The sequence below is a fragment of the Candidatus Neptunochlamydia vexilliferae genome, from assembly GCF_015356785.1.
GTDB lineage: Bacteria > Chlamydiota > Chlamydiia > Chlamydiales > Simkaniaceae > Neptunichlamydia > Neptunichlamydia vexilliferae.
The window spans coordinates 71,668-97,947 of record NZ_JAAEJV010000002.1 but is presented as its reverse complement, the minus strand read 5'-3'; the positions used below and the strand labels follow the sequence as shown (position 1 = coordinate 97,947).

Here is a 26,280-nt window from a genome sequence, read left to right as displayed (position 1 = left end):
TTTAAAAAAAATATGGGCTCCCATCCATAGGTACTCCATCACATGGAAGATATCAATGATGATTGTGAACCAAGGTAAATAGGTTTTAAGCAGGTTGCGCAACTTATGTTCTCCATCAACAAGAGCCACACTTTGTTTTTCTCTCTGGGGATCCCTTTTTTCAACCTCTGCCTTTAGACGCTGGATTGCCTCTTCCTTTCCCTCTAAAGTTGCTTGAACCACTTTATTGACTGGGCGAGGAGGGTCGTTTTTCTTTTTCTTGCTCAAAATGCTTTCTGCAGTCCTTTTATGTCGGGATATTGTGTAAGCTCCAATAACTGTCAAAGATAAAATAAATTCCATAGCAATCGATGAGATAAATTCCATAGTCTAAGGTTTATCGGGACTGCCATGTTTATATTGACTATAGCTACTACTCAGTTCCTTACAAATATGTTGGAAAAGAATTGGATGTCCAGCAAGGAAGGGATACCATCCGTATCTTCTATGAAGGAGAAGAAATTGTCCTTCATATTAGAAGCAAGGAAAAAGGGGCCTTCGTAACAATTCCTGAGCACTACCCCCAATATAAGCAAATCACATCGACAGAGTACCAAGAAAAATATCGACTCAAAATGGAAGACATCGGACTCTACGCGGGGAAATATTTCATCTATTTTTTAGAAAAAAACCCAAAAAATTGGAACCGAGGGATACAAGGAATCCTCTCCCTCAAAAAAGAACATCCCAAAGAAGTGATCGATAAGGCATGCGAACGTGCCTTATATTACGGAGCAACTGGCTACCGTATCATTAAAAACATCTGTGAAAACGGGAGCTATAACCTCCCCCTAGACAAGGACTTATAAATGAACCAAATCAAACAAAGTCTAAAAAACCTCAAACTCGCAGGAGTTTGTAACACCCTAGATGAGCGATTAGCTTATGCAGAAAAAAGCTCCATCTCCTATAGAGAGTTCCTTGAAGTCCTCTTAGAAGATGAAGCCAACAGTCGAAGGGATAACAACTATAAAAAGCGTTGCCTCCAAGCAAAACTCCCTTCAAGAAAAACCATAGAAGATTTTGACTTTTCCTTCCAACCCTCGCTTGATAAAAAACAGATCAGCGACATTATGACCTGTCAGTTCATAAAAGAGAAAAAAAACATCATTTTCATTGGAGAACCAGGAACAGGCAAAACCCATCTCTCAATAGCAACAGGGATCAAAGGACTACAAAAAGGACACAAAGTCCTTTTTACCGGAGTAGGAGAAATGCTCCGGACCCTCCACAGCTCAAAAGCCGATAACTCTTACTCTAAAAAAGTTAAAGAGTACCTTGCTCCAGATCTACTGATCCTAGATGAACTAGGATTTAAGAAAGTCCCCGACTATAGCGTGGATGACTTTTTTGAGATCATCTCAAAAAGATACGAAACTGGCTCAATGATCATCACAACTAACAAATCGATCGACAAATGGGGAGAAATTTTTTCTGACAATATTTTAGCCTCAGCAATATCGGACCGAATTGTTCATCACTCGCAAATCATCACGATCACAGGTCAAAGCTTTAGAACTAAGGATATTACAAGTAAGAGGGGGGAGTAAAAATATTTTTATGTAGATCTATGGAATTTATCTCATCGATACCTATGGAATTTTCCTTGACTTTGACAATCTCTAAAGTCATTCTACGCCTACCGTAGAAAGGGGTTTTAAGATACTGCTCATCGATTGCTCTCATTAACTGCAAGTCCTCTTGGCTTGGCCCTCAAGATTGATAGTACAAGCCTGAGCGCCATACACTAAGTAGTTCACATTGTTTTCGTTGGGAAAAACACTCGTCTTCAGGGTTTACAAGTGATCTTCTCTTAACTAGGTCAATATAGCTAATTTTTTTTTAAGCCATTCTATTTCCATCTTAAGCCTCCCAATTTGTTCGAAAAGCTCAGCTTTTTCCTTTTCACTTCTTTTTAGCCCTGAGGCTCTTCTTGGCTTCTCAAAAACCTGAAGTCCAACTTCTTTAAAGTGTTTTTTCCAACCTGCAAGTACCATAGGATTTACCTCTAGTTCTCCTGCTAGCTGTGATGCTGTTTTATCTTCTTTCAGGATTTCTAGTACTGCCTTGAGCTTAAACTCCGCTGAATATGTTTTTCTTTTCTTTGCCACTTTTGGCCTCCTTATTACGGAGGTTATAAGCTTAGCAGGTGGCTCTAATTTATGGGACCATTATAGTGCGACACGAAGCTAAGCGAGCGAATGTCGACTCGATTGACTACGGGTACCACCCCGTATACCTATCCGGAAAGGAGTGAGAGTAATCTCTCTACCTTAAGCTCTGGAGACAATGTACCTTTGACTTCAAGCGCGAGCAAGAAGTCAGAACGATCAACACTCTATCGTTCAAGGGCTAGGTAAGAAGGGCATGGCTAACGGATGTGAACCATTGTAAGCATCGTTATCCCTAAAAGGCTAAAAGTGTTGATAAGCCTTAGCCAAAAAGGCATGCAGCCAGGAACTGTGTCTTATAGTTGCACAGTCGTGGTCATGAGACTGCCGGTGTAAAGATGGAGCCTAAACCCTTCAATAATGTCGCTCGCTTGGAACGTGATAACCCCTCAACCTCTCCTTATTCAAGGAAGGAAATGTGCGAGCAAATCCCATAGGGATTGAGGGTGTAGGAGGATGGAAAAAGCAAAAGCCTATCTGTAATGGATAGGATAAGCAGACGTCCATCTGGTGTTTAATCACGAGAACCTTGGAGTTCTTAGCAAAAGAGGCAAAGTGTATGACGGCAAATCAAGCTGACGCAAATCCTTGCATCACCGAAAACTGGAAATCCATTGATTGGATCCAGACAAGAAGAGATGTGCGAAGACTACAAGCACGTATCGTGAAGGCTTTTAAAAGGAAGGACTATCTTAAGGTAAAAGACTTACGTCGCCTTCTCATCCGATCACTATCAGCCAGAAGGCTGGCAGTATATCGGGTGACAACAAATAAAGGGAGCAAAACTGCGGGAGCAGACGGTCAGGTTTGGAAAACAAGCCGCTCAAAAGAACAAGCAGTCAAGGATCTTGCTAGAAAAGACATCCAAGAACTGCCCCTAAGACGAGTATCTATTCCCAAAAAGAATGGGAAAAAACGTCCACTGGGCATTCCCACGATGATAAGTAGGAGCAGACAAGCCTTGTATCTTTTGAGCCTTGACCCAATTGCCGAAGCAAAGGCGGACTCTCGATCTTATGGTTTTAGGGTCGGGAGGCGAGCTGCCGATGCAATAAGCTACCTGCATAAACTCTTGTCTAGAAAAAACTCAGCTCAATGGATTTTAGAAGGTGATATTCGATCATGCTTTGATGAAATAAATCATCAATGGATAGAAAAGAATATCCCCATCGAAGAAAAGGTGCTGAGGAAATGGTTAAAAGCTGGGTATATAAAAAATAACCGACTTTACCCGACAGATAAGGGCTCTCCGCAGGGAGGCATAATTTCTCCCGTTATTGCAAATATGACCTTAGATGGAATGGAAAAAGTTTTGTACGAAACCTTTGGTTATCCAGGGTCTAGGAAAATCAGGGAAACAAAAGTGCATCTCTGCAGATACGCTGATGATTTCGTGATAACCGGTTCATCAAAAGCTCTACTAGAAGAAAAGGTAAAGCCTTTGATAGAAAGTTTCCTGAGAGAACGAGGTCTCGAACTCTCGAGGGAGAAAACCCTGATAACCCATATCTCAAAAGGATTTGATTTCTTAGGACAGAATATCTGCAAACATGGAGATAAGCTGCTCATTAAGCCGTCAAAGCAGTCCATTAGCTCTGTTAAACAAAAGCTAAAGGATACGATCCAAAGGATGTGGCACTCTCCCAGAATGTTGGTTAAGCTCAATGCAATCACAAGGGGATGGTGTAATTATCACAGGTACATCAATCATACAAAAACCTTCAAAAGTTTGGAGAAGTACATGTATGAAACCCTCTGGAGAAAAGCAAAACGAGAACATCCAATGAAAAGTCGTAAGTGGATAAAAAACAAATATTTTCACAAATATGGCAATAGAGATTGGATTTTCACCTCTAAGGATGAAAAAGGAAACATTCAAAAGCAGATTTTGCCCTCTTCTATATTAGTGAAGAGATATTATCTCATAAGAGGAGAGGCTAACCCCTATGACAACGATTGGAAGTACTACTACGAAGATCGTTATACCCATGAGTGTAATCGCATCAATAGAGAAACGATTTACAAAACTTGGGAAAGGCAAAAGGGGAAATGCAGCAAATGTGGTGAAGAAATATCGTTAGATCAAAAACGGTATCATCTTCATTTTCCTAAAGACAACGTTGCCCTGGATAAAAAGACTCCTTGGCAACAGGCACATATATTGCATACGAGTTGCCTTAAAAGCCGGGTCTTCCGATGAAGGCCTTATAGATGCTTGAGCTGGTTGCAGGGAAACTTGCACGGCCAGTTCTTAGGAGAGGAGGTCTCGGTAACGAGATCTCCTTATCCGACCTTTTGAATCATGCCAAATTTTAGGACCGCGCTTTTACTTTTTGAAATTACTATGCAGTGCGTGACAAATTTTTCTATGTATCTGGTTTTTTACTTTCTAAACTCTGAATCGCTTCAACCTCGGATTTTTCATCATACATTTTGTCTCTCAGCGATTATTTTCTGAAGTGTGGAGCGGTACCCAAAGGCGCTTGCTCGGATAAAGTGCTCACCCGAGGGGCCGTACCCTTTGCCGGGGGTGACGATCAGGTGCTTCTCCTCAAGAAACTCTTGGAAAACATCCCACGATTGGCGGCCGGGAGTGGCGATCCAGAGGTAGGGAGCATTATCCCCGCCGTAGACGGTGTAACCCATTTTCGAAAAGGCCTCTTTGAGGAGAGCGGCATTTTCTTGGGTGTAGGTGATGTTGTTTTGGAGGGCGGCGTAGCCAGTATCGGTGAGAGCAGCGATCCCCCCTTTTTGGGCGATGTTGGAGGCGCCGTTGAAAATGGTCGAGGCGAAGCGGTGAAAGTCTTTGGCGATGGGACTTCCGCAGGAAAAGGTGAGCTTTTGGGGGATGACGGTCCAGCCAAGACGGATCCCGGTAAAGCCAGCCATCTTGGAGAAGGAACCGATTTCTATCGCCACTTCTTCAGCGCCGGGAATCTCGTAGATCGTTTTGGGGAGGTTGGGGTCTTGGATAAAGGCGGCGTAGGCGCTGTCGTAAAGGATGAGGGTGTTGTTTTTCTTGGCATAGGCGACGATCTTTTCGAGCTCTTCGTGAGTGCACGCTTTACCGGTCGGGTTGTTGGGGTTGCAGAAGTAGAGAAGATCGATGCCTGAAGGTAGGGTGGGGAAGAAGTTGTTTTTGGGAGTGCAAGGGAGAAGTTTGATCTCCTCTACCCCTTGGAGGATGCTTCCATCGAAGTAGACGGGATAGGCTGGATCTTGGATCCCCACGGTGAGGTTTCCTCCAAAAAGAGCTTGGAGGCGGCCCAGGTCACTTTTGGCTCCATCGGAGATGAAGGTTTCATCGGGAGAAAATTGGGGATAAAAACGGGAAACAAGCCCCTCGCGTAAAGGGCGGAGTCCCTGCTCTTTTCCATAGCCGGTGTACCCTTTTTCGGTTCCAAGCTCGAGGGCTGCGCGCGCTAACGCTTCGGCAATGACAGGGGGAAGGGGCAAAACGGTATCTCCAATGCCAAAACTGATCAGTTCGGTATCGGGGTTTTCCTTCAGGTAGGCCTCTTTCCGCCGCTGAATTTCGGGAAAAAGGTAAGAAGGGCTAAGTTTTTCAAAGGCTGCATGACGCTTGAGCATATTCTATCCAGTGTTGCGCGGTTAAAAGTCCCCCACCTGCGGCTCCTCGGATGAGGTTGTGAGAAAGGGCGGTAAAGCGAATATCAAAAAGAGGACACGAACGGAGGCGTCCCAAAGAGATCTCCATCCCCGCGCCAAGGTCAAGGTGGGGTTGGGGGCGGTCCTCTTCTTCTCGATATGTTAAGGGGCCGAAACTTTCCCAAGCTTCTTTCACTTCGCTCAGGGTGGGCTTTGTTTCAAAAGAAGCCGAGATACAAGCCAGGTGTCCATGAGAAACAGGAACGCGGGTGCAATGGACAGAAATGGGAAGGGTAGGCATCTCTAAAATTTTACGGGTCTCTTCTAAACATTTTTCCTCTTCCCCGGCGATAAAGGGAAGGACATTATCTTCGAGTTCAAAGCCGGCTCCAGCGCCACTGATCGCTTGCAAAAAGGTGACGGCAATGCTCTTTAGAGTGAACCGCTGGTGCAAGGGATAAAGAGGAAGGAGCATACTTTGGAGGGTGCAGTTGGGCTTTGAAACGATAAAACCCCCTCTCAACTCTTTTAATTTTGCGCCGTTAATTTCCGGGATGATCAGAGGATGGTTCATCCGATGGCAAGAGGCCGATGCAAAGACGGGAAAGCCAGCCGCCGCATAAAGGGGATCGATCTTTTCTGCTGCTTCATTGGGAAGTGCTGAAAAAATCAGGGCGCACCCTTTTGCTTTTTCTACATCGGGAAGTTCTTCGCGACTTGGCATAAAGGCAAGCTTAAAAAGGGGGTGCTCTTCAAGAAGTTTGACATAGGTTTGCCCAACGAGGCCCCTTCCTCCTAAGAGACCAACTGAGAGTTTATCCATGCTTCTACTTTTTGTTGATTCTCGGAACTTAAAGGGGTTAGGGGAAGGCGACACTCCCCTGCTGCAAGACCTGCTTTCTCCATCATGGCTTTAATCGGAATGGGATTGGTTTCGACTTGAGAAAAGGCCATAAAGGGATAGAGCTCGCGGTAAAGATTGCGGTCTTGCGTGCGGACCATTTCAGACATCTTTTGGGGCATTAAATTACTAAGGACCGACACCACACCTGTAGCGCCAATTGTCATGAGGGGAAGAGCCATCAGATCATCTCCCGCAAAAAAAAGAAAGTTGGGCAAGGCGTGCATTACTGCCGCAGCAAAGGGGATCGAACCCGAGGCATCTTTAATCCCGACGATATTTTTAATTTCAGCTAAGCGGGTAAGCGTTTCTACGGTAAACGAGACGCCGGTCCGCTTAGGCTGGTTATAGAGGATTATAGGAAGAGAGCTTTCAGCAGCGAGGATTTCAAAGTGGCGAAAGAGTCCTTCTTGGGTGGGGCGGTTGTAATAAGGAGCGATTGCCAAAACCCCTTGGACCCCCATCTTTTCCGCCTCTTGGATTTTGGTAACCGCGCGGGCTGTCGAGTTGTCGCCCACTTCCACTAGGGGGGGAACTTTGCTTTCTTCGACAAGAATTTCAATGACCCGTTTCCGCTCTCCTGGGGTGAGGGTGGCCCCTTCGCCGGTAGTTCCCAGCGCGAGGAGAGCATCGGCTCCCTCTTCGAGCTGAAACCAGATATTTTCTCGAAAGCCCTGTTCATCGAGATGGCCCTCCTTAAAAGGGGTAACTAAAGCGGTGATGACGCCTTTAAACATCCTTGCATTGCCTCTTCTATATAATCGTCAAAGGTAAAGACTCCCCCCTTGTCGGCAAGCCATTCGGCAGCCAAGACGGCCCCTTTTGCATAGCCCATCCGACTTTTTGCCTGGTGGGTGAGCTCGATCTGATCCTCTTCCGAGTCAAAGGTGATCTGGTGGGTTCCTACCTCCCCATTTTCCCGAATACTATCAAAGGAGAGGCCTGAAATGTCTTCCATGAGCTTTAAGGCTGTTCCGGAAGGGGCATCTTTTTTTTCGGTGTGGTGGATTTCGGTACCGCTGACCCGATACCGCTCTCCCATGAGCGCCGCACTTGTCCGAACGAGACGGCGGAAAAGGGCGATACCGAAAGAAAAGTTAGGGCCATACAGAAGAGGGATTTCTCTCTCTCGAACAAGGGGCAAAACCTCTTCCTGGCTCCATCCGGTTGTGCCGAGGACCCAAGGGGTCTTGGCTGGAGCGAGGAGCTCGAGCGTTCCCCGGACCGCTCCTGGCTCGGTAAAGTCGATACACACATCTGCATCTGGATGATAGATCAAAGAGCACTCGTGCCCCCTTTCTCGGGCGATCTCATGGACCGCCCGCCCCATCTTTCCATAACCGATGAGCGCTATTTTCATTTCTTTACATACATCTTGATGATTTTCTGTTCTTTGACAGGTTTGTCGCCCATTCCTGTTTCGACCTTTTCGATCTTTTGGACAATATCGTAGCCCTTAACCACCTTCCCGAAAATGGTGTGGTTTCCATTGAGCCACGGGGTTTCAGCTGTGGTGATGAAGAACTGGCTTCCGTTGGTCCCTGGGCCGGCATTGGCCATAGCAAGGAGTCCCTCTTCGCTAAAGGTGAGGCTTGGGGTGCATTCGTCAGCAAAGGGTTTTCCCCAAACCGACTCGCCGCCCCGTCCTGTTCCGGTGGGGTCTCCACCTTGAATCATAAACTTTGGAATGACACGGTGGAAGATAATCCCATTATAGTACCCTTGTTCAGCAAGTTTTATCATATTTTCACAGGCCTTAGGGGCAACGTCAGGTCTAAGTTCCAGTTCGATGGTTCCTTGAGTGGTTTCCATCACGATAATCGGGTGGGTCTTTGCCATAGTGTCTCCTTGTTCTTTAGCAAATAGAGAAAACATGCATAAAAGCAGTCCAAATAGATATTTCATAATACCTCCAAATAGATAACTCATTTTAGATAGAGGACAAAAAAAGCGCAAGGTGTTATACACCGAAAATATGAAAATCATCGTTTTTTTACTTGTCTGTTCGAGTCTTTTTGCCGAGGTCACCTATATCTATAACAAAGATTTGGAGGGGCGGACCTCAAAAACAACCTGGACACTTGATCTCAAAAAGAGTGACGATATGCTCCACATTATAGGGGAAAGCCTCACAGGTCAAACAAAGATCATCGCCACTCCGGAGCGGGTCACCCAGTGTTTTACCTATGCGATCAAGAATCAAAGCAATACCTATACCGTTTTAAGAGATGGGGCTCACCTGATTGCCACTCAAGAGGTTAATGGGGAAAAGAGTGTGAGGGAGTTCCACATTGGGAATAATGCTTGGGTTCAGGAGTTTGATTTCTGTTTCAAGCCTTTTATCCACTCTGACAATCGATCGTTTACCTTCTCGATTGTCCATCCCAAGAAGATGAGCCTCCACAATATGGTTGCGACGAAGCAGCGGTATGAGACCTTAGAAATTCATGGCAAAACCTATGAGGCTCTCCGGGTGAAGCTCACCCTGACCGGCTTCAAGAAGATGTTTTGGCATGCTGATCTTTGGTTTGATCCTCAAGCAGGCGACCTCCTTAAGTACATGGCTAATGAGGGGCCGAACACCCCCTTAAGCACCATCACCCTTTTCTCCAAACAGATCAATTAGGAGCTGGGCAAAAATAACTCATGCATTTCTGGTGCCATAGCGCTTTAGCTGCGCGGCGCAAATCCGCAGGAAGCTTATTAGCTTTCAAGGAGTTGCAACAAAGCAGATGAAGATGTTATGGTTGCAGAAATGTATAAGTTATTTTTGCCCAGCTCCTTAGTTAGTTAATTGACGGTTTGTGCAAGAGAAAATTTAAGAAATTAACCAGTTGAAAAATCCATTTATCCATATATAGACCTGTCGGGGCTGGCGCCCCCGCTGCCCCTTGAGCTTCAATCTGGCAAGCCAAATCGACCTTCCTCGGGGGGCCGTGCGAAGCACTGATCCACCCCTCCTTCATGCCGATTTTACACAACCATCTTGAAGCCGCGGACAGCTCACGGCACGGCTTTTCTCCGCCTCCGGCTTCGAAGCCATGTCCGTTCACTGGAGAGTTTTTTTTCTTCCCCCGCGAACTGACGTGAGTTCAAGCCCGGAGGGCACAGAAACGAACGCGGTGAGCTGTCCGCTAAACACACCATCACCTCACTAATTCCTCTAGGGTGTCGATCCATTTGGGGTGGTCATTGAGCCCTCGGACCAAGTCGAGAACCTCCCCTCCTGCTTCAGTAAACTCTTTGCGATATTGACTCCCAATCTCCTCAAGCGTCTCTAAACAATCAGCCACAAATGCAGGGCAAAAAACAAGGACCCGCTTCGCCCCTTTTTCGACAAGAGACTGGAGAACAGGGCCGGTATAAGGCTTGATCCAAGGGTCTTTGCCAAGCCGCGACTGAAAACAGTGACTCCACTTTTCCGGGGAGATGTAAAGCCGCTTTACAATGGCCTTTGTTGTGGCAAGGCATTGGGCGGCATAGCAGCGAGGATTTTTCTGGCAGCAGTCGGTGGTTTTTAGGCAGGTTCCGGTCTGATCGGCTTTGCGGAGTTGTCTTTCTGGAAGGCCATGATAACTAAAGACAATGTGATCATAACTTTCGAGGTCATACTCTTTCCCCCTCGCGCAAAAAGCATCGATGAGGGTGGGGTGGCTCGCATATTGATCGATAAAGCGAACTTCGGGGATCACCTCCCAATTGGAAAGGATGTCGAAAACCTTTTGGTGAACCGAGCCGGTTGTCGCGGAAGCATACTGAGGAAAGAGAGGAAGAATGATGAGTTTTTTGCTTACCTTTAAGGCGTTTAACCCCTCTTCGATCGACGGGGTTTGGTAGCGCATCGCAAGTTTTACTTGGTAGGCCTCACCGAGCTTTTCCTGAAGAAGAGCCTCTACTTTTTTGCCATAGACAAGTAAGGGAGACCCTTCCTTGGTCCATATCGATTGGTAAAGCTTTGCCGACTCTTTATACCGTTTGGGAACGATGATTCCCCTCACAAGGAGGTTCCGCTTTAAAGGGGGAAGGTCGATCACCCGTCCATCGGTGAGAAATTCAGTGAGGTAACGTTTAACATCGGAAGGGGCTGAAGAGGTTGGGGTCCCTAGGTTAACAAGGAGAACACCAATAGACATTAGCGCACCTTGATAGAGATTTTGAGAGGGCGCCAGAGTAGAAAAGATGGGTCAATTTGCATTAAAAATCTCTATCCAGGTGCGCTCTCTGCGCTTTTTGCTTGGCTGAAGGCGACATGTTTGTAGACAGCATTAGTGTTGAAAAGAACCCCCGATAGGAGAGCGGTAAAGCCAAAGAGGACAAACCCTTGTTCGTAGAGGTTAAAGTCACCCAAAAAGCCGAGGAGTTGAGGGAGAACCCCCGCTCCCATTAAGAACCCAAAGGGGGCGCTGATCGAAACGATCGCAGCATTTTTCTCCGGAGGAACAATGGTTGCCACCGCAAAATGGATTAAGGGCATCAGGCAAGCAGCCATGGGAGATTGGAGGGTAAAGAGAAGAAGGGAGCCCGAAGGGGTCATCGTTCCCATCATCGAGGTGAGGATCCCGCAAAAGACAAAGGCAAGGACCATTGACCGCTTAAGGCCAAACCGATCGGCAAGGATCCCTGCAGCAATCGCTGTTCCAAAGCTTAAAATGCGGGCAATGATAATGAGCTTATAGACCGCACCTTTATCGATAAGGCCATGCCGCTGGAAGTAGTCGGGGGCCATATTGTAAATCCCGATATTGAGTCCGTTGGCAACGCAAAGAAGAACGATTAGGATCCAAAATGAAGGCCAGGAAAAGACATTTTTCGCAAAGTTTAAGGTGATCGGCTCTCCCCTTTCATTTCCCTGCCTAATGAGGAAGAAAAGGACAATACTAATGAGACTTGAAATGAGGCCACTTCCATTCAGGATCTGCTGCCAGGTAAAAAGACCAATTGTATTTTGAACGATGACGGGACCAAAAATAAAGGCCACACTTTGAGCCGTTGCAAAGATTCCAAAAGCTTTTCCCAAGTGACCTTCGGGGGTAGCGTTTCGGATCATTGCCACTGCCGAAGGGATAAAAAAACCTGAGCAAAGCCCCACTAAAAAAAGGCAAAAACGGAAGAACTGAAAACTCTCTGCATAAGAGGTCAAAACGAGGGCAAACCCGGTCGACAAGATCGAAAAAATGACTGTCATCTTATGGGAAATTTTTGACGAGAGAAACTGCGAACCAAAAAGGGTAATTGCAAAGCCAACCGACAGGACAAAGAAGAGATTTCCCGTGTCTCCATGGCAAAGGTTCATCTCCTCACAAATGTAGGGGGAAAGGGCAGGGAAAATCACTCGTGCCAAAATATTTAAAAACGAGACAAAACTGATTAAAATGAGAAAGGGAAGAAAACGAGTAAAGGAAGTTTTTTGGTCCATCCCCGACTTATATCACATTTAGCGATTATTTAGGGAAAATATGGGTCATTTTAATCATTGTCTGGAGAAGTTCGTTCTGGGTCAGGATCCCGACAACTTTTTCTTTGGCATCGACAACGGGAACCGCCTCAATACTATGATCAGTGAAAACTTGAATCGCCTCGGAAACTTCTGTTTCTGGATCGGCACACAGGGTGTGCTCAGAGACGAGCTCTTTTAAGGTTTTCTTTCCCCCCTCTTGGAGCTCCCGAAGGATTTCCCCTTCTGTGAGCATCCCTAAAAGTTTTCCTTCTGAGTTGACCAAGGGAAAGTGTTTGATTTTATGACCTTTGATCCGCTCCCACGCCTCTTTAAGAGACAGCCCCTCTTCAAGCTCGACCAGCTTCTTGCTCATGATTTCAGCAATTGTCACGACCGATTTTTTCTTATAGAGCTTTTTGCTCGCCTTCAGAAAGTTTTCCCGGGTCTCTTCCTCATCCTCATCTTGAAACTGCTGGCGGGGACGGTCATCCTTAGAACGATCCCTTTCAATGGGTTGGACGCGGTAGGGCTCTCGCCCTCCATAGACATTATTCACAAAAAACATAAGACCACATTAATACTTTTTAAGTTATAAGTCGAGTTGAATACGGATTTCTTTCGCCTCTTGGCAGACCCTATCGAGAAGGCTCCTGCCACCAGCATAATCCTCACACACATTCATTAAGGTCTTCACCCCTATGTGCACAGCTCCCCCTACTTCATGGGCTCCATTGAGGAGCTCATCCCGCACATAGAGAGGAGGGTTTTCACCGCCTCTTCGCTATCTTCCGAACCCTCAAAATCTTGCAGAAAGGCTTGCACCTTCCCCTTCAATAGCTCTTTAGGATCCCCTGCTTCAAACACCTCTACTCCAGATCTTGCCTGAGTTTGATCAGATCGCCGATCACTTTCTTGGGGTCTCCCCCACCAAAGGCATAAGCACGACAGTCGCGGACAGCTCACCGCATGGCTTTTCTTCGCCTTCGGCTCCGAAGCCATGTCCGTTCGCTGGAAAGATTTTTTTTAGAAAACCTCGCTCATCTTTTACCAAGCAGTAAGTCTCCTTTTTTCAGTTTTTTAGCCACTTACCATATTCGCTTTGGTTTGACTTTCAGCTTAACAAAAAAAAACACTGAACCTACGCAGCTTCAGAGCCGAAGGCGAAGAAAAGCTGCGTCGTGAAGTGTCCACGGCTTCAAGGGGGCAACGGGGGGCTTGCCCCCGACGTATCTTTCTTACATATACCACCGATAAATGTGCGAACTTTTTACCTGTAAAGGTGAATAAGGCCTACCTTGGTGGTCATGCTCAAAAGTGTAAATGAATGTTTCTAAAGAGCTTGAAAGCTCTTTCTTGAGCTTTGACATCCCTCCTAGAAAAGGATTATCCCATGGTGTAGGTTCCTAGCTTGCAGCCATATATACCCAAACAAGTTCAAGAACCAACTCTTGAACTTGTTTGGGTATATAACTCCCCTCTTTTGCAGTTCCCTGTTTTAGCTTTGCATGAAATCCCTTCTTCTTCAAGAAAAATAATTTTTTCTTGATCCAAACCCTTCAATCACAGATATAGAAAAATATGAAAGGATTTTTCGACCGGTATTACCAAAAGTGTATGAAGATTGGCGGAGGCCACTTTAACCTCCTTCTGATCTCTCTTATTCTCCTCTTTATCTTCCGCCCCTACGACCGGGGAACCCTCTATCTCGCTATCTGGCAGCTCTTTTTGTTTGCTGTTTTCGTTGCCGCCACCCTCAACTGCAACCACTCGAAGAAAACCAAGATCGTTGCCAGCTGTATCGCCGTTCCCGCCCTTGTCTTTCAATGGCTTAACCTGATCTTCAACACAAAAATCCTCGCCCTCCCCTTTCTTTTTCTCACCATTGTCTTTGTCTTTATCATCACCGGCTCGATCATTAAGCGAGTGGTTCTCAATGCCCGGGTGAAGATGGAGACCCTCATCGGCGTTGTCTGCGCCTACTTTATGGTCGCTTTCGGGTTTTCCTTTGCCTACTTCTTTGTCGATCTGATTACCCCTGGCTCCTTTTACTTCGCCAATATCGACCCCACCCTGATCACCCATAGCCACTATCTCTCTGAGATGATGTACTTTAGCTTTGTGACCCTTCTCTGCATTGGGTATGGGGATATCTTAGCGATCAAAGATGTGGCTCAGACCTGCGCGATTCTAGAGGGGATCATCGGGCAATTCTACATTGCGATCCTCGTCTCCCGCCTTGTGGCGGTTTACTCCTTCTTTGAGCACAAGTTGCACTTAGTGGCGCATAACCCTAAGGACCGGTAAATAAATTTCTGATCTTAAGTGTCATAGCGTTTCAGCTACACAGCGCAAATTCGAAGTAAACTTGTTAGTTTACAAGAATTTGCAACAAAGTAGATGAAGATGATATGGCGCTTAAGATTGAGAAGTTATTTCTTTACCGGTCCTAAGAAGAACTGGTAAAGAGATAGGCAAAAACCGCTCCTGCAGTCACCAAAGCGGCGCAAGGAACGGCTTCTCTAGTGATGATTGTCTCCACTTTAAAGTGGGGAGCAATCCGCGGCATCAGGAAAAGAGTAGAAAAGAAGATCGCAGCAAGAAAAGCGGTTTCATAAAGCTTAATCTTTTTTAAATTTCCCCTCGCAGGAGTATCAACAAGGAGAATGCGGACAGCTGCAGAGGTGAGTCCTCCTGCAAGCATCGCCATTCCGATATGGGAGCGAGGGATCTTTAGTTGAAGCCAAGAGACTTTTCGGAGTCCTAGAGCTCCAACATAAGCAAAAGCGCCCCCTAAAAGGGTTGTGCCCACCCCTTGCAGAGCCAATTTTTGAATGACTACTCCCATATACGCCCTATACTTGGATCTGGTCCTGATTCTAAGAGACCATGAATGAGTGACGACACCACTCCCAGACAAGCGATCTTACGTGTACTTAAAGGAGAGGTAAAGCCATAATCGGGGGCAAAGCGAGCCACAAGAGGGAGTGCAATGGAAGTGATCACAAAAGTGATCATAAAGGGTCCTAATGGCTTCCCCAAACCAAAGGAAAACTCAGAACGGCGAATACGCCTTCCAGTCATAAAGGTGCGCCCATCGATACAACTGGCGAAGATTCCAGCAGAGATCGCTGCATGGGCTGCTACAAAATTAAGAGGGATCACCTCTTTCTGCTTCCAGCGGTTGATCGCTAAGACCGCTAACCCTTCGATTGCCATTACAATCATTGTATGAACAAATAAAAACTGTCCCCACTGTCCAAGTTCAAATGCCTTGCCTTGGGGCTCATTGGTACTCCCCCCCCCTTTTTTTGAGGGGTAGAATAAAGACCTTTAATCAGTCCCATTTTGCTCCCCTTGCGCTGATAAATAGATAAGTCCATTATTCAGAGCGATTCCAACAAATGCAATAGCGCTATATTGACAAATCCGTTTATTAGAGAGCTTGATCTGACAATGATTCAAAGAAACATCGGCAATGAGATAAGTTACAAAACCAAACAACACAAAACCCGCTAAGGCCCATGGAAGGGTGATATTCTCAGTCTTATCTAGCCAAATATGGGTAATAGCATGCATCCCATCTAGAGCAACCGCAGTAGCTGGAGCTGTACACAAGACGGGAGAAAAATCTTCCACTCCACGTATAAGGAGAAAGGCTATGCTAGCCACCGTCGCAGCAGCAGCATCTATACACAGGTGGGTTACGAGACCTTGCGCTCCTTGAATCCATGAACCACCTAAATAACAAGGGCTGGTAGGGGAATGTAATGATGCCACGTTGCTCTCCTAAAAGCTCAGACCGCTTTATAAGGGTCTATCAAGAGTAAAATCAGAAATGATTCTAGCAGATATCGCCCTCCAAAGTAAAGGAGAATTTTTTTCTCTGGACAGATATGAAAAAATTGAAGCCATTGACAGTAGTAACCTCAATTTCGAGAGCAAAACCTAAGGGATCGTCATTTTTTGGTGGCAAAAAAAAACGAGGTGGCGATTGCCACCTCGTTATCAAACAAGAGTTTGACTCCAGCACGATTAGTCGTCGTTACTGATGGTTTCTTTTTGTTTGGGGGTGCTATCGTTGCTGTTACTACCGGTGGAGGGCAGGCTGTCTTCAGAGCTAACCTTTTCTCTTGTAAGATAACCGGTAACAGCAGTAAGAGCCCCTGCAATACCCATAGAAATTGCAAATTCCCGATTCAGAGTTGCTACAAATTTATTTCCAAACAGACTCTTAACTTTAGAATATTGCGTTCCTAAAGTTAAAGCAAAAAGAATAAGCGCCAACCCAGCAGTTTTATAAATTGGGCTCTTTTTGTTGGTGTCGCCTGCTTCTTTATTTTCAGTGAAGAAGGCTTGACGAATACCGACAGATCCGCTATAAGAGAGAAGCGTCCCAAGGATTGCTTGAGACACATTAAGGTCTAGCTTAGGAAGCTTGACAACGTCAAGTTTTTTCCCAAGAAGGCATATAAAGCCCAAGGCTACACCACCAATTAGTGTGTCTTGGCCTGTAGTTTTGTAGTCAACGAAAGCTGACCAATTAGCAGCATTCCCGATATTTTTGCAAGTTGCCATAAATTCCTCCGTGAATTTAGTTTTTTGTTAGTTTTTCGTACATTACCCACTCTGGGCAAAAAGTACATAAATTTTCCCAAGAGTCCGACCTGAGTCGGCTCATCAGTGTTCAAAGATGACAGTGTAAGGCATTGATTAATATTGTTTCAAGAAATAAATTTTTTTTTGTAAAACCCCACTCTTGTGATCGATGAACCCCTATAAAAAAAAGTTTTAATCCCCCACTTCGAATTTTTGGAAAAATTCGGAAGAGGAGGGATTCGAACCCCCGGTACCTTGCGGCACTTCTGTTTTCAAGACAGACGCATTCGGCCACTCTGCCACTCTTCCAAATCATTTAGAAATTAGCACTATACATTTTATGAGCTCTTATTGGCAAGAGGATTATGCAAATTGAGAGAGAAAACGGGTATCGTTTTCGGTGAAGAGGCGGATGTCACTGATGCCATGTCGGAGCATGAAGAGACGCTCGATTCCCCCACCCCAGGCGTAGCCGGAGTAGACTTCGGGATCGATTCCCCCTGCTTTGAGGACGTTGGGGTGGACCATCCCCGCTCCTGCAACTTCGAGCCAACCAGTGTGTTTGCAGAGTTGGCAGCCACTTCCGCCGCACGCGGTACACTTAATGTCCACTTCCATGCCGGGCTCAACGAAAGGAAAATAGCTGGGACGAACCCGTAGCTCAATCTTCCGCTTGAAGACCTTGGCATAAAACTCTTCTTTGGTGGCAAGAAGATCGGCAAAGGTCACCCCTTTGTCGATGTAGAGGGTGTCGATTTGGTGGAAGAAAACATGTGAGCGGGCGGTAATGGTCTCGTTCCGGTAACATTTGCCGGCTGCAAGGATCCGGATCGGGGGCGTGCTGTTTTCCATCATGTGTTGCTGAATCGAGGTGGTGTGAGAGCGGAGGAGGATATCAGGGGTAATGTAAAAGGTGTCCTGCATGTCGCGTGCGGGATGGTCGGGAGGATAGTTAAGCCCCCCATAGTTATAGTACTCAGACTCGATCTCGGGACACTCTTGGACCGAAAACCCCATGCCGATGAGGATGTCGATCACTTCGTCTTCCATTTGGGATAAGGGATGCTCCTTCCCGAGGAAAGGGCGACGCCCTGGAAGAGTGACGTCCACTTTCTCCTGGGTGAGACGGAGGGAAAGCTCTTTCTCTTTAAGGGTCTGGTGGTGGGCGTCGATCTCTAGAGAGACCTCTTGCTTGAGGGTATTGATCAGCTTGCCCATCTCAGGACGCTCTTCTTGAGAGCAGCTCCTGAGATCTTGCATAAGGGCTTGGATGGGACTTTTCTTCCCAAGATATTTAATGCGGAGCGCTTCGAGATCTCTGACCTTATCTATCTCTTCGATTTCACTTTTGAATGACTGTCTAAGGTCTTCGATCCGCTCTTTCACGACGCTAGTGCTTGCTTGGCAGTGTCAGCGAAAGCGGCGAAGCTCTGGGGATCGCGGATCGCGATGTCCGAAAGCATCTTCCTGTTGATCTGACATCCTGCTTTGGTCAGTCCATTGATCAGGCGACTGTAGGAAATCCCCTGCGCTTTTGCTGCAACCCCAATCCGGGTAATCCAAAGGCGACGGAAGTCCCCTTTCTTCTTCTTCCGGTGCATTGTGCTAAAGGCTAGCGCCTTCATCACCGCATCTGAGCTGAGGCGGACGTGGTTCTTCCGATCTCCACTAAACCCTTTCGCTCGCTTAAGTAGTCTTTTGCGCCGCTTTCTTGAAGCAACTGTATTTCTTGCTCTTACCATAACTCTTTATTCTCCTAATTCTTTTTGCGGTTACATGCAAGCAAGACGCTTGTATTTCTTAGCGTAAGACTCGCTCATTACGGTCTGCTTCTTCAGCTGCCGCTTCTTCTTCGAAGTCTTCTTGGTCAGAATGTGTCTCCGTCCCTGCTTGGTCCGCATGATCTTTCCGGTTCCTGTTTTCTTAAAGCGATTCCGTATCGCTTTTTTTGTTTTCATTTTCGTCACGATGATTCTCCAAACTTATGTTAGTTTTTCTTTTTGCCTACGGGGGCAAGAACGAGGCTGTAGTTACGCCCCATTTGTCTAGGAGGCGATTCGGTTTGCGCAATGTCACTGAGCTCTTCCACAATACGGCTTACAACAGCTTGCCCTAACCCCACGCGGGCCATTTCTCGCCCACGGAACATACAGGTCACGCGAACCTTATTTCCCTTTTCGATAAATTCTCTTGCTCGCTTGATCTTTACTTGCAAGTCATGTTCATCGATGTTGGGCTTGACCTTGACCTCTTTGAGCTTCGCCTGGTGTTGCGCTTTCTTACTCTCCCGCTCCTTTTTCGTCATTTGGTAGCGGAATTTCCCATAGTCAATGATCTTACAAACGGGCGGGACGGCATTGGGAGAAATCTCCACAAGGTCAAGCCCTGCTTGCTGAGCCTGCTTCTGGGCATCAGAGTTGGTCACAACACCGATTTGCTTTCCATCTTTTCCGATCAGTCGCAGCTTTGGCGCCCGGATTTCTTTGTTAGTTCTCAATGCTTTTTCGTCCTAATTAGCGTAAGGAGCCATTCTACAGAATAACTCTTTTTTTTGCGACATCTTTTTTATGAGAATATAAAGTTCTCCTTTTTTGACCACTTCGAAGGGAGCTTCCAATCTTTTTTTTGCCGCTTCTAACTCTTTTTTGAGACAGCAAATCGTGAGGGTGCTCATAGGGAAATGCCACTCCGCAAAGGCGCCAGACCGTGTGCACAGAGCCTGATGGTCTTGATCGGGGGTCACCACGAGCTCAAAACCTTCTTTTAAGCGGGCCGCGCGCCACTCTTTATAAAGGGTGTGGATGAGCGCTTCTCCTTTAGCCTTCCAGTAAATTTTTTCTTCCTCCTCGCCATCCCCATTGCGCCTTCGCTCGGCAAGAAAAAAACCTTTCTTTTCCCCAGCCTCTAGAGGATCTTCAAACCTTTGTTTGGCAAGGGCTTTAAGCTCTTTCTTGGTCTCGGCAATGAGCCCGACGATCCGGTAGACCTCTTTCCCCTCAAGGTCGGGCCGTTTTTCTACCCTCGTGAGTTTGAAAAGGGGGATCTCTTGGGTATTTTTAACGAGCTCAAAAGGGACATAGTCGACAAACTCCCCCATGTATAAGATCTGCACGAGTGGGGTGGAAGCTTTCTTGGCCCGCTTGGCGCGGTGGTGGTGCTTTTGATGACGGAGAAACTCGGCCCCACTAAAGGGAACCATCTCTTTCACTTCTAGGGGGAGTTTTTTGGAGGCAAGCGCGCGCATCCGCTCCTCGATTAAGGGAAGCATCTCTTCGGAAAAAGGGGCTCCAAAGATAAAGTCATAATAAAAAGGTTGGGCATCCCCTCCCCCTTGAACTAACGTGGCCTTTGGGATATAATCTAAAACGGCTGCGGCTAAAAGTTCCGCAGCACTGAAAGAGATACGCATGAACCTATTCGCTATTTATGATATTCTTAATTTTCAGCTGATTTCTAGCAGGTTTTTGGAAACTGATTTGAGCACATTGTCCAAGAGACAAGGGCGAAAAATCAGCTTCCAAAAAGGTGCAGAAAGCACGAAAAGAAAGGATGTTATAAACAGCGAATAGGTTCATTGGGATATGGCTGACTCGAACAGCCGACCTCCACGATGTCAACGTGGCGCTCTAACCAACTGAGCTAATACCCCGGATTAATCAATGACTCTACACCAAGACCGTTTTTCTTTTCAAGGGCAGATTTGGAAACAGCACCTCAAGCCAGGTGATCGGGCAATCGATGCCACCTGCGGTAACGGGCATGACACCCTTTTTTTGAGTGGGATGGGCCTTTCCCATCTTTATGTTTTCGACATCCAAAAAAAGGCGCTCGAAGAGACAAAAAAAAGGGTGGGTGAGGAAAATATTTCCTACCACTTGGAATGCCACTCAACCTTCCCTGGGGTTGAGGAAAATATTGAATTGATCGTCTACAACCTCGGCTACCTCCCCGGTGGGGACAAATCCATTACCACCCGAGTCAATACCACCCTCAAAAGTGTCTCAAAAGGGCTTACGCTCCTCTCTAGGGGAGGACTCATGACCCTCACCCTCTACCCCGGTCACACGGAAGGAAAACGGGAGAAAGAGGCTCTTTTGGAGTTTGCAAAAACTTTTCCCAAAGAGAGTTTTGAAGTTTCTCACAAAACTTGGGGGGAAAAGATGACTGCTCCCTCGATGCTTTTGATTCAAAAGGCATTGTAATAAATATTTTAATCATTGCAAAAATGTTTGCCGATTGATTATTCGGTAAAAGTATGGTATAATTAGTACAGAACGGGGTATTCTATGCTTATAAATGCAACAAACTTATTTCAGGTTGAAGGTCTTTTTAATACGATGAACAAACAAGATCTTTATGCCCCTGATATGCTAGTAGAAGCAACGGAAGAGGTGGCTCAAATCGATCTCAAAGAGCTTTCTGCCCGCGCTCTTGAAACCTACCAAAGCCTCTGCGGAAGGATCTACCACATTGGCCTTCAGAATGAGCTCCATGCTTTAGTGGACGAAGCAATCGAACTGAAAGAGGGGCGCTACGCCTCTTACGAAGAGCTAGAAGAACGGGCTCTAGAATTAGACATTCTTTTACATGAATTGCGCTATAACAACCCGTTCCTAGAAAGAGAGGGAGAAAGTAAAAGTTTTATTGCTTTGGTTCAAAAGATTCTTGCAGGTCTGAAGGTCGATGTGGTACACCATTCTCAAACAAGCATGGAGGATGGAATGCTTCCAGAGTCAAATGCAAAAGGGGCGGTCACGGCCCCCGATTGGGAAGAGGCGGAAGAGGGACTGAATCGATTAGAGGCGGCGCGCCTAATCCATATTGGAAGGGTCCATGAGGCTGAGATTTTGTGCCCGGGAATTGGGGTCAAAACCCCTCATGAAATCGTGACCGAAGCGTTTAAACTTTTGGGTAATGAGCCCCCTTCTAAGGAAGAAGCCCTAGAGATTCTCGAAGAGGCTTCAAGCTACTCATGATGTAAAAAGAGCCGGTCACAACCGCGACTGCGTTTTCTTGCTTAGCATGAGTAAGGGCCTTTTCTGCAGTCAGTGGTGTCCCTATTCTAAAGGCTTCATGGGGAAGGAGGCGGGGATGCTCGACCGGCAAAAGGGCAATGTGGTCGGTGTATCGCTCGATCACCTCTAAACAATCCTCGACATCTTTATCCTTTGATAGCCCTAAAAGGAGATGGATCTTTTTCCCGGGATACTCCCTTTGAACGGTTTTAAAGAGACGTTCAAAAGCGGTCGGGTTATGGGCCACATCAAAGATGACATCGCCCCGCTTTTCATACCGGCAGGGAGGACGTCTTCGGATCCCCTCTCCCACATCAATACTAAAGGGGAGCTTTTTAAGGGCTCTCCTGACGATATCGGTTGAGTTGTTCCTTGCAATGGTCAGGTCGGTGGCTTTTTCTAAGATAGGGGGAAGGGCTGCTGTCTCTCCCACAATAACGGGAATCCCCTCTCGGATAATCCCCCCTTTTTCTGTGGCGATTTCTTCCAGGGTTTCGCCAAGAATCGCCATGTGGTCGTAGCCAATCGAGGTGATGATCGAAAGGATCGGGGTGACAATATTGGTGGCATCAAGACGCCCCCCAATCCCCACCTCAATGACAGCCACATCGATCTCTTCATCGGCAAAGTAATCGAAAGCTAGAAGGGTTGTTACATCAAAAAATGTGGGCTCTTCAGCTAACGGTAAGATCTTGCTAAGACGGCCAAACACCTCCTCTTCGGGGATCATTTTCCCATTGATTTGGATCCTCTCTCGATAGGTAAAAAGGTGAGGCGAGGTGAAAAGCCCCACCCGATACCCATTATCTTTTAGGACCTCAGCAAGTTTGAAACAGACGGTCCCCTTTCCATTGGTTCCCCCGACATGGACAGTGGGAAATTTTCGCTCGGGATGGCCCAGTTTTTTAGCAGCAGCAAGGATTCCAGAAAGATCTTTTCGTCGCTCTTGGGGACCTTTTAGGGAAAAGAGTTCGTCGTAGCTGTTCATCTTTCTCCAAAGATTTTGAGGACATCTTCTTCAGGGACCCATGAGCACCCTAACTGTACATGGGGCTTAACGCTTCCATGAAAGTCGGAACCGCCACTGATGAGCCATCCCTTTTCTTCAGCGATCTTGAGCCACTTTTTTTCTTGCCCATTATGGAACAGGCTATAGTAACACTCGATCCCATCGAAAGGCATCTCGAGAAGCTCTTTTAAAATACCACTCTTTTTAACGAGGTAAGGGTGGGCAATAAAGGCCTTTCCTCCTGCCGCATGGATCTTAGTAATCGTCTCTTCGACCCCAAAAGAGCAGCCAGCTTCAAAACAGGGTTTCCCCTCCCCTAAAAACCGGTCAAAGGCCTCTCGGATCGACTGGACATACCCCTTTGCCATTAAACGCTCTGCGATATGGGGACGCCCGATCGTCCGATCGCTTGGATCGCCCAGTTCCTTTTCGTCGATCACCATCGAAAGACGGCTCAGCTTTTCTAAAATAGCCCGGTTTCTTTGAAGACGTCTCTCTTGGTGCTCCTGACAAAAGGCTAAGATCTCGGGGGTTTTTTGAAGACCGTAGCCAAGGAGATGGACGGGATAGCCTTGGTGGCGGGTTGAAAACTCCACCCCCACATAGAGTTTCACCTCAAGCTCTTGGGCCTGAGCAAAAAGCTCCTCGGTGTAGGCATCGAGGGTATCGTGATCGGTAATCGCAATGCCGCTGAGCTCCCTTTCTTTGGCAAGCTCAAGGAGCTCAAGAGGGGTACATGTCCCATCAGAGCATGTCGAGTGGCAATGGAGATCAAAACGGGCGTCTGATCGCAAAGATTCTTCAGAAAAAGTGCCTCCAGATTTTTGGTTCCAGCGCTTTCGAAAAATCGAGAGCATTGTCCAAGAGACAAGGCGAGATTTGAAGAGAGTGCTGGGGCCGAAAAGATGGTGCAATTTTTCTAAAGAATATTGGGGATCAGACATCATGGGGAACTTTTCTCACCTCCATTTGTAAGTTATGACCTGTTTTTTGTCGCACTTCCTCTTGAATAAATCGAGCAAGTTCCAAGACATCAGCAGCTGTCGCATCGCCCCGATTAACAATGAAGTTGGCGTGCATGGGGGAAACCTCGGCTCCGCCGATCCGTTTTCCTTTAAGACCACATGCTTCGATCAAGGCTCCTGCCCCTTTTTCTTTCGGGTTGCGGAAGATGCACCCAGCGCTTTTGTCGCCATAGGGCTGCGTTCCGGTGCGGTAAGCAATAATCTCAAGCTGTTTCTTCCGCGCACCTTCCACCTTTTCAAGCTGAAACCGCCCCGAAACGATCATTGCTTCCTTTTTTTGGAAGGGAGAGGTGCGGTAAGAAAAGGTCAACTCTTTGCGTGGCGTTTCGATAAAATTGCCTTCCACGTCGATCCAACCAACGCTTGTCAAAACGTCACATGCTTCAGCCCCTCCAGCGCCCGCATTCATATAGATCGCCCCTCCAACGCTTCCTGGAATGCCCGAAGCAAACTCGAGTCCTCCCCACCCTTTGCGGGCTGTTTGCGCTCCCAGCAAGGAAAAAGAATAGCCTGCCCCTACGTAGAGACTCCCCTCTTCCATTTCGATAAAGTCGATCTTATTTAAAATGACCAGTCCATCAAAACCCCGGTCATCGAAAAGGGAGTTGGACCCTTTGCCAACGACCCAGTAAGGAATCTTTTCTCGGTTAATGTATTTGCGCAGAGCGATCATCTCATCGAGTGTCTCAATGGTAATGAAGAGGCGGGCCGGTCCCCCAATCCCAAAGGTGGAAAGCTCCTTTAGGGGCTTGTTGGGTTCAAGACGGGCTTCGATAGACATGGAGCTTCCTCTGATTGAAAAATCGCATCTAAAACAGCGTTGACAAAGGCTCCTCCCTCAGGAGTTCCAAACTTTCGGCTGAGCCGAATCGCCTCTGCAATCGCGACTTTTGGGGGGATCTCCCCTTCCATCTTGAGCTCATAAACGCCTAGCCGAAGGATGTTCCGCTCAACGCGAGAGATCCTTTTAAAATCATAATCTTTTGAAAATTTAGAAATCAAGGCATCAATCGCCTCTAGGTCACTAAAAATCTTTTCCACCTTGGCATAAGCTTGATGGAGAACCTTGCGGGTCACCACAAACTGGTCCAAAAAAGAGGAAAGGACCTTTGCGTCGGCCTCCTCGTTGAGGTCCCGACTGTAGAGGGTTTGAAAGACGATCTCTCTAAATTTTCTTTGAGAAGCTACCATGAGCTTATCCCCCTAATAAATTGTTGATCTTTTTCGCCTTTTCGGCATCTTTTAAAGCTTTATTTTTCGCCCTTGTCTCTTGGACAATGTGCTCAAATAAATCTTCAAAATCTGCTCGAAAATCCATAAAAACCCCAATCAACTTATTAGGGGGATAGGCTCATACGCATAGCATACCACACCCCTTGCAAGAACAAAAGGTAAATTTTTCTTTCCTGGGCTAGTTGCAATGCGCATTGCAATTAGCTATATAATTAGCACCTTAAGCACAAGAATCTAAAGCATTAAGCAGTTACAGCAGTCTTTCTGACTATTTGTTGCTGAGTGAGGCATTAAAGGCTGGGTAGGTTTGTCTACCATATCTAAATGAATAGAAGACCGGTTAGCCATCATTGCTAAAGCAGCCATTGCATTTTCAGAGACTGCAGCTAAAGTATAAGTTGACTTCGAGCTACGTTTACTCAATGCTGCAAACTTTGGTGTAACTATAGCCGATATCCGACTATCCGAAGCACTGATTTCTATTTTATGAACAGTAAGTACCTCTCCATCTCCTGATCGACACTGATTATCTGGCAAAATAATACAAAAAGGGCATTTCATGATGAAGTCTATTAGCCTTTGGAACCTTTGCTGACTACGGTCTGGCCATTTAGAATACATTTGACGACGGAGCTTTAAGCCTGTTAGACTTAAAGCTTTATCTACTGTATTGCATGTTTGAATATATGTGGGTATTTGGTTTGTAATCCCAGCCCCTAAGATCGAGTTTATTTCTCCCAATTCTTCAGATGTCACTAAATATTTACGGCGGTGTATATTGACCCCCAAAAGGACCCCCGTTATAACAGCCGTGGCTTTAGGATCTTTTACTTTAATTCCAGAATAACTTAACTGTTGGTATGTAGATACCTGTGTGTTTTTTGATGATATTACAGGGTATGCCATTCTTATAGCTCCTTATCAATTTGAGAGGGGCGACAGCTCCCGTGCTTCTAGGGGCTTTCACCCAAGCCAATCCTGCCCATGGGTTAAAAAATTTAGCAGTTTTGGGTAAGGGAACTTGTCCTAGGTAGCTCTACTAACTACAACCCCAACGCTAGCAAATTAAAAAATTAAACACAAGGGGCGTGATTCATCATTCAGGTTATTTATGTATGTATCCAAGGCAGCCAATCTCCAGCAACATTTCCTTTTAAATAAGCTATTACCGGGTTAGACACTAAGCCGAAGGTAACGCTGGTACCATTTTCCGTAAAGGTTTTTTTTCTTTACAGTTGGTTTGCG

Annotated in this window: 30 protein-coding genes, 2 tRNA genes and 2 pseudogenes; 7 read left to right on the top strand and 27 right to left on the bottom strand. The window is 46.4% G+C overall.

Features of this window, described 5'->3' with window-relative positions; genetic code table 11:
- Positions 1 to 267 (bottom strand): annotated as a pseudogene (locus NEPTK9_RS01075) (ISKra4-like element ISBeg3 family transposase); the annotation flags it as partial.
- Between the two features lie 116 nt (positions 268 to 383).
- On the opposite strand from NEPTK9_RS01075, the pseudogene NEPTK9_RS01070 reads away from it, so the two are divergent.
- Positions 384 to 848 (top strand): annotated as a pseudogene (locus NEPTK9_RS01070) (Mu transposase domain-containing protein); the annotation flags it as partial.
- Positions 849 to 1,589 (top strand): IS21-like element helper ATPase IstB, encoded by a 741-nt coding sequence (gene istB / locus NEPTK9_RS01065; protein WP_194846978.1) that lies wholly within the window; start codon positions 849 to 851, stop codon positions 1,587 to 1,589. It begins immediately after the preceding pseudogene.
- 267 nt (positions 1,590 to 1,856) lie between these two features.
- On the opposite strand, the gene NEPTK9_RS01060 is transcribed toward istB, so the two are convergent.
- The gene (locus NEPTK9_RS01060; protein WP_194846977.1) at positions 1,857 to 2,150 is read right to left on the bottom strand and encodes a transposase; all 294 of its coding nucleotides are present in this window, start codon (positions 2,148 to 2,150) and stop codon (positions 1,857 to 1,859) included.
- Between the two features lie 619 nt (positions 2,151 to 2,769).
- On the opposite strand from NEPTK9_RS01060, the gene ltrA reads away from it, so the two are divergent.
- Entirely contained in the window at positions 2,770 to 4,410 is a 1,641-nt protein-coding gene (ltrA, locus tag NEPTK9_RS01055) for a group II intron reverse transcriptase/maturase (RefSeq protein ID WP_194846976.1), read from the top strand.
- A 224-nt stretch (positions 4,411 to 4,634) separates the two neighbouring features.
- Here ltrA and NEPTK9_RS01050 read toward each other — a convergent pair whose 3' ends face one another.
- From NEPTK9_RS01050 to NEPTK9_RS01030, 5 genes are read right to left on the bottom strand one after another with little or no spacing between them, the layout of a single operon-like run.
- Positions 4,635 to 5,801, bottom strand: a complete 1,167-nt coding sequence (locus NEPTK9_RS01050) for an LL-diaminopimelate aminotransferase (RefSeq protein WP_194846975.1) — start codon at positions 5,799 to 5,801, stop codon at positions 4,635 to 4,637.
- Positions 5,776 to 6,642 carry an Asd/ArgC dimerization domain-containing protein gene (locus NEPTK9_RS01045; protein WP_194846974.1) on the bottom strand — a complete coding sequence of 289 codons (867 nt, stop codon included), beginning with the start codon at positions 6,640 to 6,642 and terminating at the stop codon, positions 5,776 to 5,778. Before NEPTK9_RS01045 ends, NEPTK9_RS01050 begins: the two co-directional genes overlap by 26 nt.
- A complete protein-coding gene (gene dapA, locus NEPTK9_RS01040; RefSeq protein ID WP_194846973.1) occupies positions 6,615 to 7,457 on the bottom strand; it encodes a 4-hydroxy-tetrahydrodipicolinate synthase in 843 nt (280 codons plus the stop codon). Before dapA ends, NEPTK9_RS01045 begins: the two co-directional genes overlap by 28 nt.
- Positions 7,430 to 8,080, bottom strand: a complete 651-nt coding sequence (locus NEPTK9_RS01035; protein ID WP_194846972.1) for a 4-hydroxy-tetrahydrodipicolinate reductase — start codon at positions 8,078 to 8,080, stop codon at positions 7,430 to 7,432. The genes dapA and NEPTK9_RS01035 overlap by 28 nt, the downstream gene beginning before the upstream one ends.
- Positions 8,077 to 8,559: a peptidylprolyl isomerase gene (locus tag NEPTK9_RS01030; RefSeq protein WP_228546942.1), complete on the bottom strand. Its 483-nt coding sequence runs from the start codon at positions 8,557 to 8,559 to the stop codon at positions 8,077 to 8,079. Before NEPTK9_RS01030 ends, NEPTK9_RS01035 begins: the two co-directional genes overlap by 4 nt.
- 118 nt (positions 8,560 to 8,677) lie before the next feature.
- On the opposite strand from NEPTK9_RS01030, the gene NEPTK9_RS01025 reads away from it, so the two are divergent.
- Positions 8,678 to 9,346, top strand: coding sequence for a hypothetical protein (locus NEPTK9_RS01025; protein ID WP_194846970.1), 669 nt, complete (start codon positions 8,678 to 8,680; stop codon positions 9,344 to 9,346).
- Between the two features lie 520 nt (positions 9,347 to 9,866).
- Here NEPTK9_RS01025 and hemH read toward each other — a convergent pair.
- The 4 genes from hemH to NEPTK9_RS01005 form a co-directional block, all read right to left on the bottom strand.
- The gene (gene hemH, locus NEPTK9_RS01020; RefSeq protein ID WP_194846969.1) at positions 9,867 to 10,853 is read right to left on the bottom strand and encodes a ferrochelatase; all 987 of its coding nucleotides are present in this window, start codon (positions 10,851 to 10,853) and stop codon (positions 9,867 to 9,869) included.
- A 71-nt stretch (positions 10,854 to 10,924) separates the two neighbouring features.
- Positions 10,925 to 12,136: an MFS transporter gene (locus NEPTK9_RS01015; RefSeq protein WP_228546941.1), complete on the bottom strand. Its 1,212-nt coding sequence runs from the start codon at positions 12,134 to 12,136 to the stop codon at positions 10,925 to 10,927.
- Positions 12,137 to 12,161: 25 nt separating this feature from the next.
- A complete protein-coding gene (locus tag NEPTK9_RS01010; protein ID WP_194846967.1) occupies positions 12,162 to 12,722 on the bottom strand; it encodes a CBS domain-containing protein in 561 nt (186 codons plus the stop codon).
- Positions 12,723 to 12,871: 149 nt separating this feature from the next.
- Positions 12,872 to 13,021, bottom strand: coding sequence for a hypothetical protein (locus tag NEPTK9_RS01005; protein WP_194846966.1), 150 nt, complete (start codon positions 13,019 to 13,021; stop codon positions 12,872 to 12,874).
- A gap of 714 nt (positions 13,022 to 13,735) precedes the next feature.
- Between NEPTK9_RS01005 and NEPTK9_RS01000 the strand changes: the two genes are divergently transcribed.
- Positions 13,736 to 14,461 carry an ion channel gene (locus NEPTK9_RS01000; protein ID WP_194846965.1) on the top strand — a complete coding sequence of 242 codons (726 nt, stop codon included), beginning with the start codon at positions 13,736 to 13,738 and terminating at the stop codon, positions 14,459 to 14,461.
- Between the two features lie 142 nt (positions 14,462 to 14,603).
- On the opposite strand, the gene NEPTK9_RS00995 is transcribed toward NEPTK9_RS01000, so the two are convergent.
- From NEPTK9_RS00995 to NEPTK9_RS00945, 11 genes are all read right to left on the bottom strand, one after another.
- Entirely contained in the window at positions 14,604 to 15,002 is a 399-nt protein-coding gene (locus NEPTK9_RS00995) for a hypothetical protein (protein ID WP_194846964.1), read from the bottom strand.
- A complete protein-coding gene (locus NEPTK9_RS00990; protein ID WP_194846963.1) occupies positions 14,993 to 15,373 on the bottom strand; it encodes a hypothetical protein in 381 nt (126 codons plus the stop codon). Before NEPTK9_RS00990 ends, NEPTK9_RS00995 begins: the two co-directional genes overlap by 10 nt.
- 114 nt (positions 15,374 to 15,487) lie before the next feature.
- The gene (locus NEPTK9_RS00985) at positions 15,488 to 15,934 is read right to left on the bottom strand and encodes a hypothetical protein (protein WP_194846962.1); all 447 of its coding nucleotides are present in this window, start codon (positions 15,932 to 15,934) and stop codon (positions 15,488 to 15,490) included.
- 255 nt (positions 15,935 to 16,189) lie between these two features.
- Complete coding sequence (locus NEPTK9_RS00980; RefSeq protein ID WP_194846961.1) at positions 16,190 to 16,732, bottom strand: hypothetical protein; 543 nt, start codon at positions 16,730 to 16,732, stop codon at positions 16,190 to 16,192.
- Positions 16,733 to 16,977: 245 nt separating this feature from the next.
- A tRNA-Ser gene (locus NEPTK9_RS00975) sits at positions 16,978 to 17,062 on the bottom strand.
- Positions 17,063 to 17,116: 54 nt separating this feature from the next.
- Positions 17,117 to 18,139, bottom strand: coding sequence for a phenylalanine--tRNA ligase subunit alpha (gene pheS, locus NEPTK9_RS00970; protein ID WP_194846960.1), 1,023 nt, complete (start codon positions 18,137 to 18,139; stop codon positions 17,117 to 17,119).
- Positions 18,136 to 18,495, bottom strand: coding sequence for a 50S ribosomal protein L20 (gene rplT / locus NEPTK9_RS00965; protein ID WP_194846959.1), 360 nt, complete (start codon positions 18,493 to 18,495; stop codon positions 18,136 to 18,138). The genes pheS and rplT overlap by 4 nt, the downstream gene beginning before the upstream one ends.
- Before the next feature lie 30 nt (positions 18,496 to 18,525).
- The gene (gene rpmI, locus NEPTK9_RS00960) at positions 18,526 to 18,720 is read right to left on the bottom strand and encodes a 50S ribosomal protein L35 (protein ID WP_194846958.1); all 195 of its coding nucleotides are present in this window, start codon (positions 18,718 to 18,720) and stop codon (positions 18,526 to 18,528) included.
- A gap of 20 nt (positions 18,721 to 18,740) precedes the next feature.
- Entirely contained in the window at positions 18,741 to 19,250 is a 510-nt protein-coding gene (gene infC, locus NEPTK9_RS00955) for a translation initiation factor IF-3 (protein WP_194846957.1), read from the bottom strand.
- Positions 19,251 to 19,262: 12 nt separating this feature from the next.
- Positions 19,263 to 20,162, bottom strand: coding sequence for a hypothetical protein (locus NEPTK9_RS00950; protein WP_194846956.1), 900 nt, complete (start codon positions 20,160 to 20,162; stop codon positions 19,263 to 19,265).
- Positions 20,163 to 20,328: 166 nt separating this feature from the next.
- Positions 20,329 to 20,402, bottom strand: a tRNA-Val gene (locus NEPTK9_RS00945).
- A gap of 10 nt (positions 20,403 to 20,412) precedes the next feature.
- Between NEPTK9_RS00945 and mnmM the strand changes: the two genes are divergently transcribed.
- Both mnmM and NEPTK9_RS00935 read left to right on the top strand, forming a co-directional pair.
- The gene (gene mnmM, locus NEPTK9_RS00940; protein WP_194846955.1) at positions 20,413 to 20,955 is read left to right on the top strand and encodes a tRNA 5-(aminomethyl)-2-thiouridylate-methyltransferase MnmM; all 543 of its coding nucleotides are present in this window, start codon (positions 20,413 to 20,415) and stop codon (positions 20,953 to 20,955) included.
- A gap of 135 nt (positions 20,956 to 21,090) precedes the next feature.
- Positions 21,091 to 21,729: a hypothetical protein gene (locus tag NEPTK9_RS00935; RefSeq protein WP_194846954.1), complete on the top strand. Its 639-nt coding sequence runs from the start codon at positions 21,091 to 21,093 to the stop codon at positions 21,727 to 21,729.
- Here the strand turns inward: NEPTK9_RS00935 and NEPTK9_RS00930 are convergent.
- From NEPTK9_RS00930 to NEPTK9_RS00910, 5 genes are all read right to left on the bottom strand, one after another.
- Complete coding sequence (locus NEPTK9_RS00930; RefSeq protein ID WP_194846953.1) at positions 21,680 to 22,756, bottom strand: bifunctional folylpolyglutamate synthase/dihydrofolate synthase; 1,077 nt, start codon at positions 22,754 to 22,756, stop codon at positions 21,680 to 21,682. The two genes, NEPTK9_RS00935 and NEPTK9_RS00930, sit on opposite strands and share 50 nt — an antisense overlap.
- A complete protein-coding gene (locus tag NEPTK9_RS00925; RefSeq protein WP_228546940.1) occupies positions 22,753 to 23,724 on the bottom strand; it encodes a PHP domain-containing protein in 972 nt (323 codons plus the stop codon). The genes NEPTK9_RS00930 and NEPTK9_RS00925 overlap by 4 nt, the downstream gene beginning before the upstream one ends.
- Positions 23,714 to 24,583, bottom strand: a complete 870-nt coding sequence (murB, locus tag NEPTK9_RS00920; RefSeq protein ID WP_194846952.1) for a UDP-N-acetylmuramate dehydrogenase — start codon at positions 24,581 to 24,583, stop codon at positions 23,714 to 23,716. Before murB ends, NEPTK9_RS00925 begins: the two co-directional genes overlap by 11 nt.
- On the bottom strand, positions 24,544 to 24,993 hold the full coding sequence (gene nusB, locus NEPTK9_RS00915; protein ID WP_194846951.1) for a transcription antitermination factor NusB: 450 nt from the start codon (positions 24,991 to 24,993) through the stop codon (positions 24,544 to 24,546). Before nusB ends, murB begins: the two co-directional genes overlap by 40 nt.
- A gap of 276 nt (positions 24,994 to 25,269) precedes the next feature.
- Positions 25,270 to 25,941, bottom strand: a complete 672-nt coding sequence (locus tag NEPTK9_RS00910) for a hypothetical protein (RefSeq protein ID WP_194846950.1) — start codon at positions 25,939 to 25,941, stop codon at positions 25,270 to 25,272.
- Positions 25,942 to 26,280 lie beyond the last annotated feature (339 nt).

What these genes read in the sequence shown, in the direction of transcription:
- istB (WP_194846978.1), top strand. Translation starts at nt 849, where the DNA reads ATGAACCAAATCAAACAAAGTCTAAAAAACCTCAAACTCGCAGGAGTT.
- ltrA (WP_194846976.1), top strand. Translation starts at nt 2,770, where the DNA reads ATGACGGCAAATCAAGCTGACGCAAATCCTTGCATCACCGAAAACTGG.
- NEPTK9_RS01050 (WP_194846975.1), bottom strand. Translation starts at nt 5,801, where the DNA reads ATGCTCAAGCGTCATGCAGCCTTTGAAAAACTTAGCCCTTCTTACCTT.
- NEPTK9_RS01045 (WP_194846974.1), bottom strand. Translation starts at nt 6,642, where the DNA reads ATGGATAAACTCTCAGTTGGTCTCTTAGGAGGAAGGGGCCTCGTTGGG.
- dapA (WP_194846973.1), bottom strand. Translation starts at nt 7,457, where the DNA reads ATGTTTAAAGGCGTCATCACCGCTTTAGTTACCCCTTTTAAGGAGGGC.
- NEPTK9_RS01035 (WP_194846972.1), bottom strand. Translation starts at nt 8,080, where the DNA reads ATGAAAATAGCGCTCATCGGTTATGGAAAGATGGGGCGGGCGGTCCAT.
- NEPTK9_RS01030 (WP_228546942.1), bottom strand. Translation starts at nt 8,559, where the DNA reads ATGGCAAAGACCCACCCGATTATCGTGATGGAAACCACTCAAGGAACC.
- hemH (WP_194846969.1), bottom strand. Translation starts at nt 10,853, where the DNA reads ATGTCTATTGGTGTTCTCCTTGTTAACCTAGGGACCCCAACCTCTTCA.
- NEPTK9_RS01015 (WP_228546941.1), bottom strand. Translation starts at nt 12,136, where the DNA reads ATGGACCAAAAAACTTCCTTTACTCGTTTTCTTCCCTTTCTCATTTTA.
- NEPTK9_RS01010 (WP_194846967.1), bottom strand. Translation starts at nt 12,722, where the DNA reads ATGTTTTTTGTGAATAATGTCTATGGAGGGCGAGAGCCCTACCGCGTC.
- NEPTK9_RS01000 (WP_194846965.1), top strand. Translation starts at nt 13,736, where the DNA reads ATGAAAGGATTTTTCGACCGGTATTACCAAAAGTGTATGAAGATTGGC.
- NEPTK9_RS00995 (WP_194846964.1), bottom strand. Translation starts at nt 15,002, where the DNA reads ATGGGAGTAGTCATTCAAAAATTGGCTCTGCAAGGGGTGGGCACAACC.
- NEPTK9_RS00990 (WP_194846963.1), bottom strand. Translation starts at nt 15,373, where the DNA reads ATGGCAATCGAAGGGTTAGCGGTCTTAGCGATCAACCGCTGGAAGCAG.
- NEPTK9_RS00980 (WP_194846961.1), bottom strand. Translation starts at nt 16,732, where the DNA reads ATGGCAACTTGCAAAAATATCGGGAATGCTGCTAATTGGTCAGCTTTC.
- rplT (WP_194846959.1), bottom strand. Translation starts at nt 18,495, where the DNA reads ATGGTAAGAGCAAGAAATACAGTTGCTTCAAGAAAGCGGCGCAAAAGA.
- NEPTK9_RS00950 (WP_194846956.1), bottom strand. Translation starts at nt 20,162, where the DNA reads ATGCGTATCTCTTTCAGTGCTGCGGAACTTTTAGCCGCAGCCGTTTTA.
- mnmM (WP_194846955.1), top strand. Translation starts at nt 20,413, where the DNA reads ATGACTCTACACCAAGACCGTTTTTCTTTTCAAGGGCAGATTTGGAAA.
- NEPTK9_RS00935 (WP_194846954.1), top strand. Translation starts at nt 21,091, where the DNA reads ATGAACAAACAAGATCTTTATGCCCCTGATATGCTAGTAGAAGCAACG.
- NEPTK9_RS00930 (WP_194846953.1), bottom strand. Translation starts at nt 22,756, where the DNA reads ATGAACAGCTACGACGAACTCTTTTCCCTAAAAGGTCCCCAAGAGCGA.
- NEPTK9_RS00925 (WP_228546940.1), bottom strand. Translation starts at nt 23,724, where the DNA reads ATGATGTCTGATCCCCAATATTCTTTAGAAAAATTGCACCATCTTTTC.
- murB (WP_194846952.1), bottom strand. Translation starts at nt 24,583, where the DNA reads ATGTCTATCGAAGCCCGTCTTGAACCCAACAAGCCCCTAAAGGAGCTT.
- nusB (WP_194846951.1), bottom strand. Translation starts at nt 24,993, where the DNA reads ATGGTAGCTTCTCAAAGAAAATTTAGAGAGATCGTCTTTCAAACCCTC.
- NEPTK9_RS00910 (WP_194846950.1), bottom strand. Translation starts at nt 25,941, where the DNA reads ATGGCATACCCTGTAATATCATCAAAAAACACACAGGTATCTACATAC.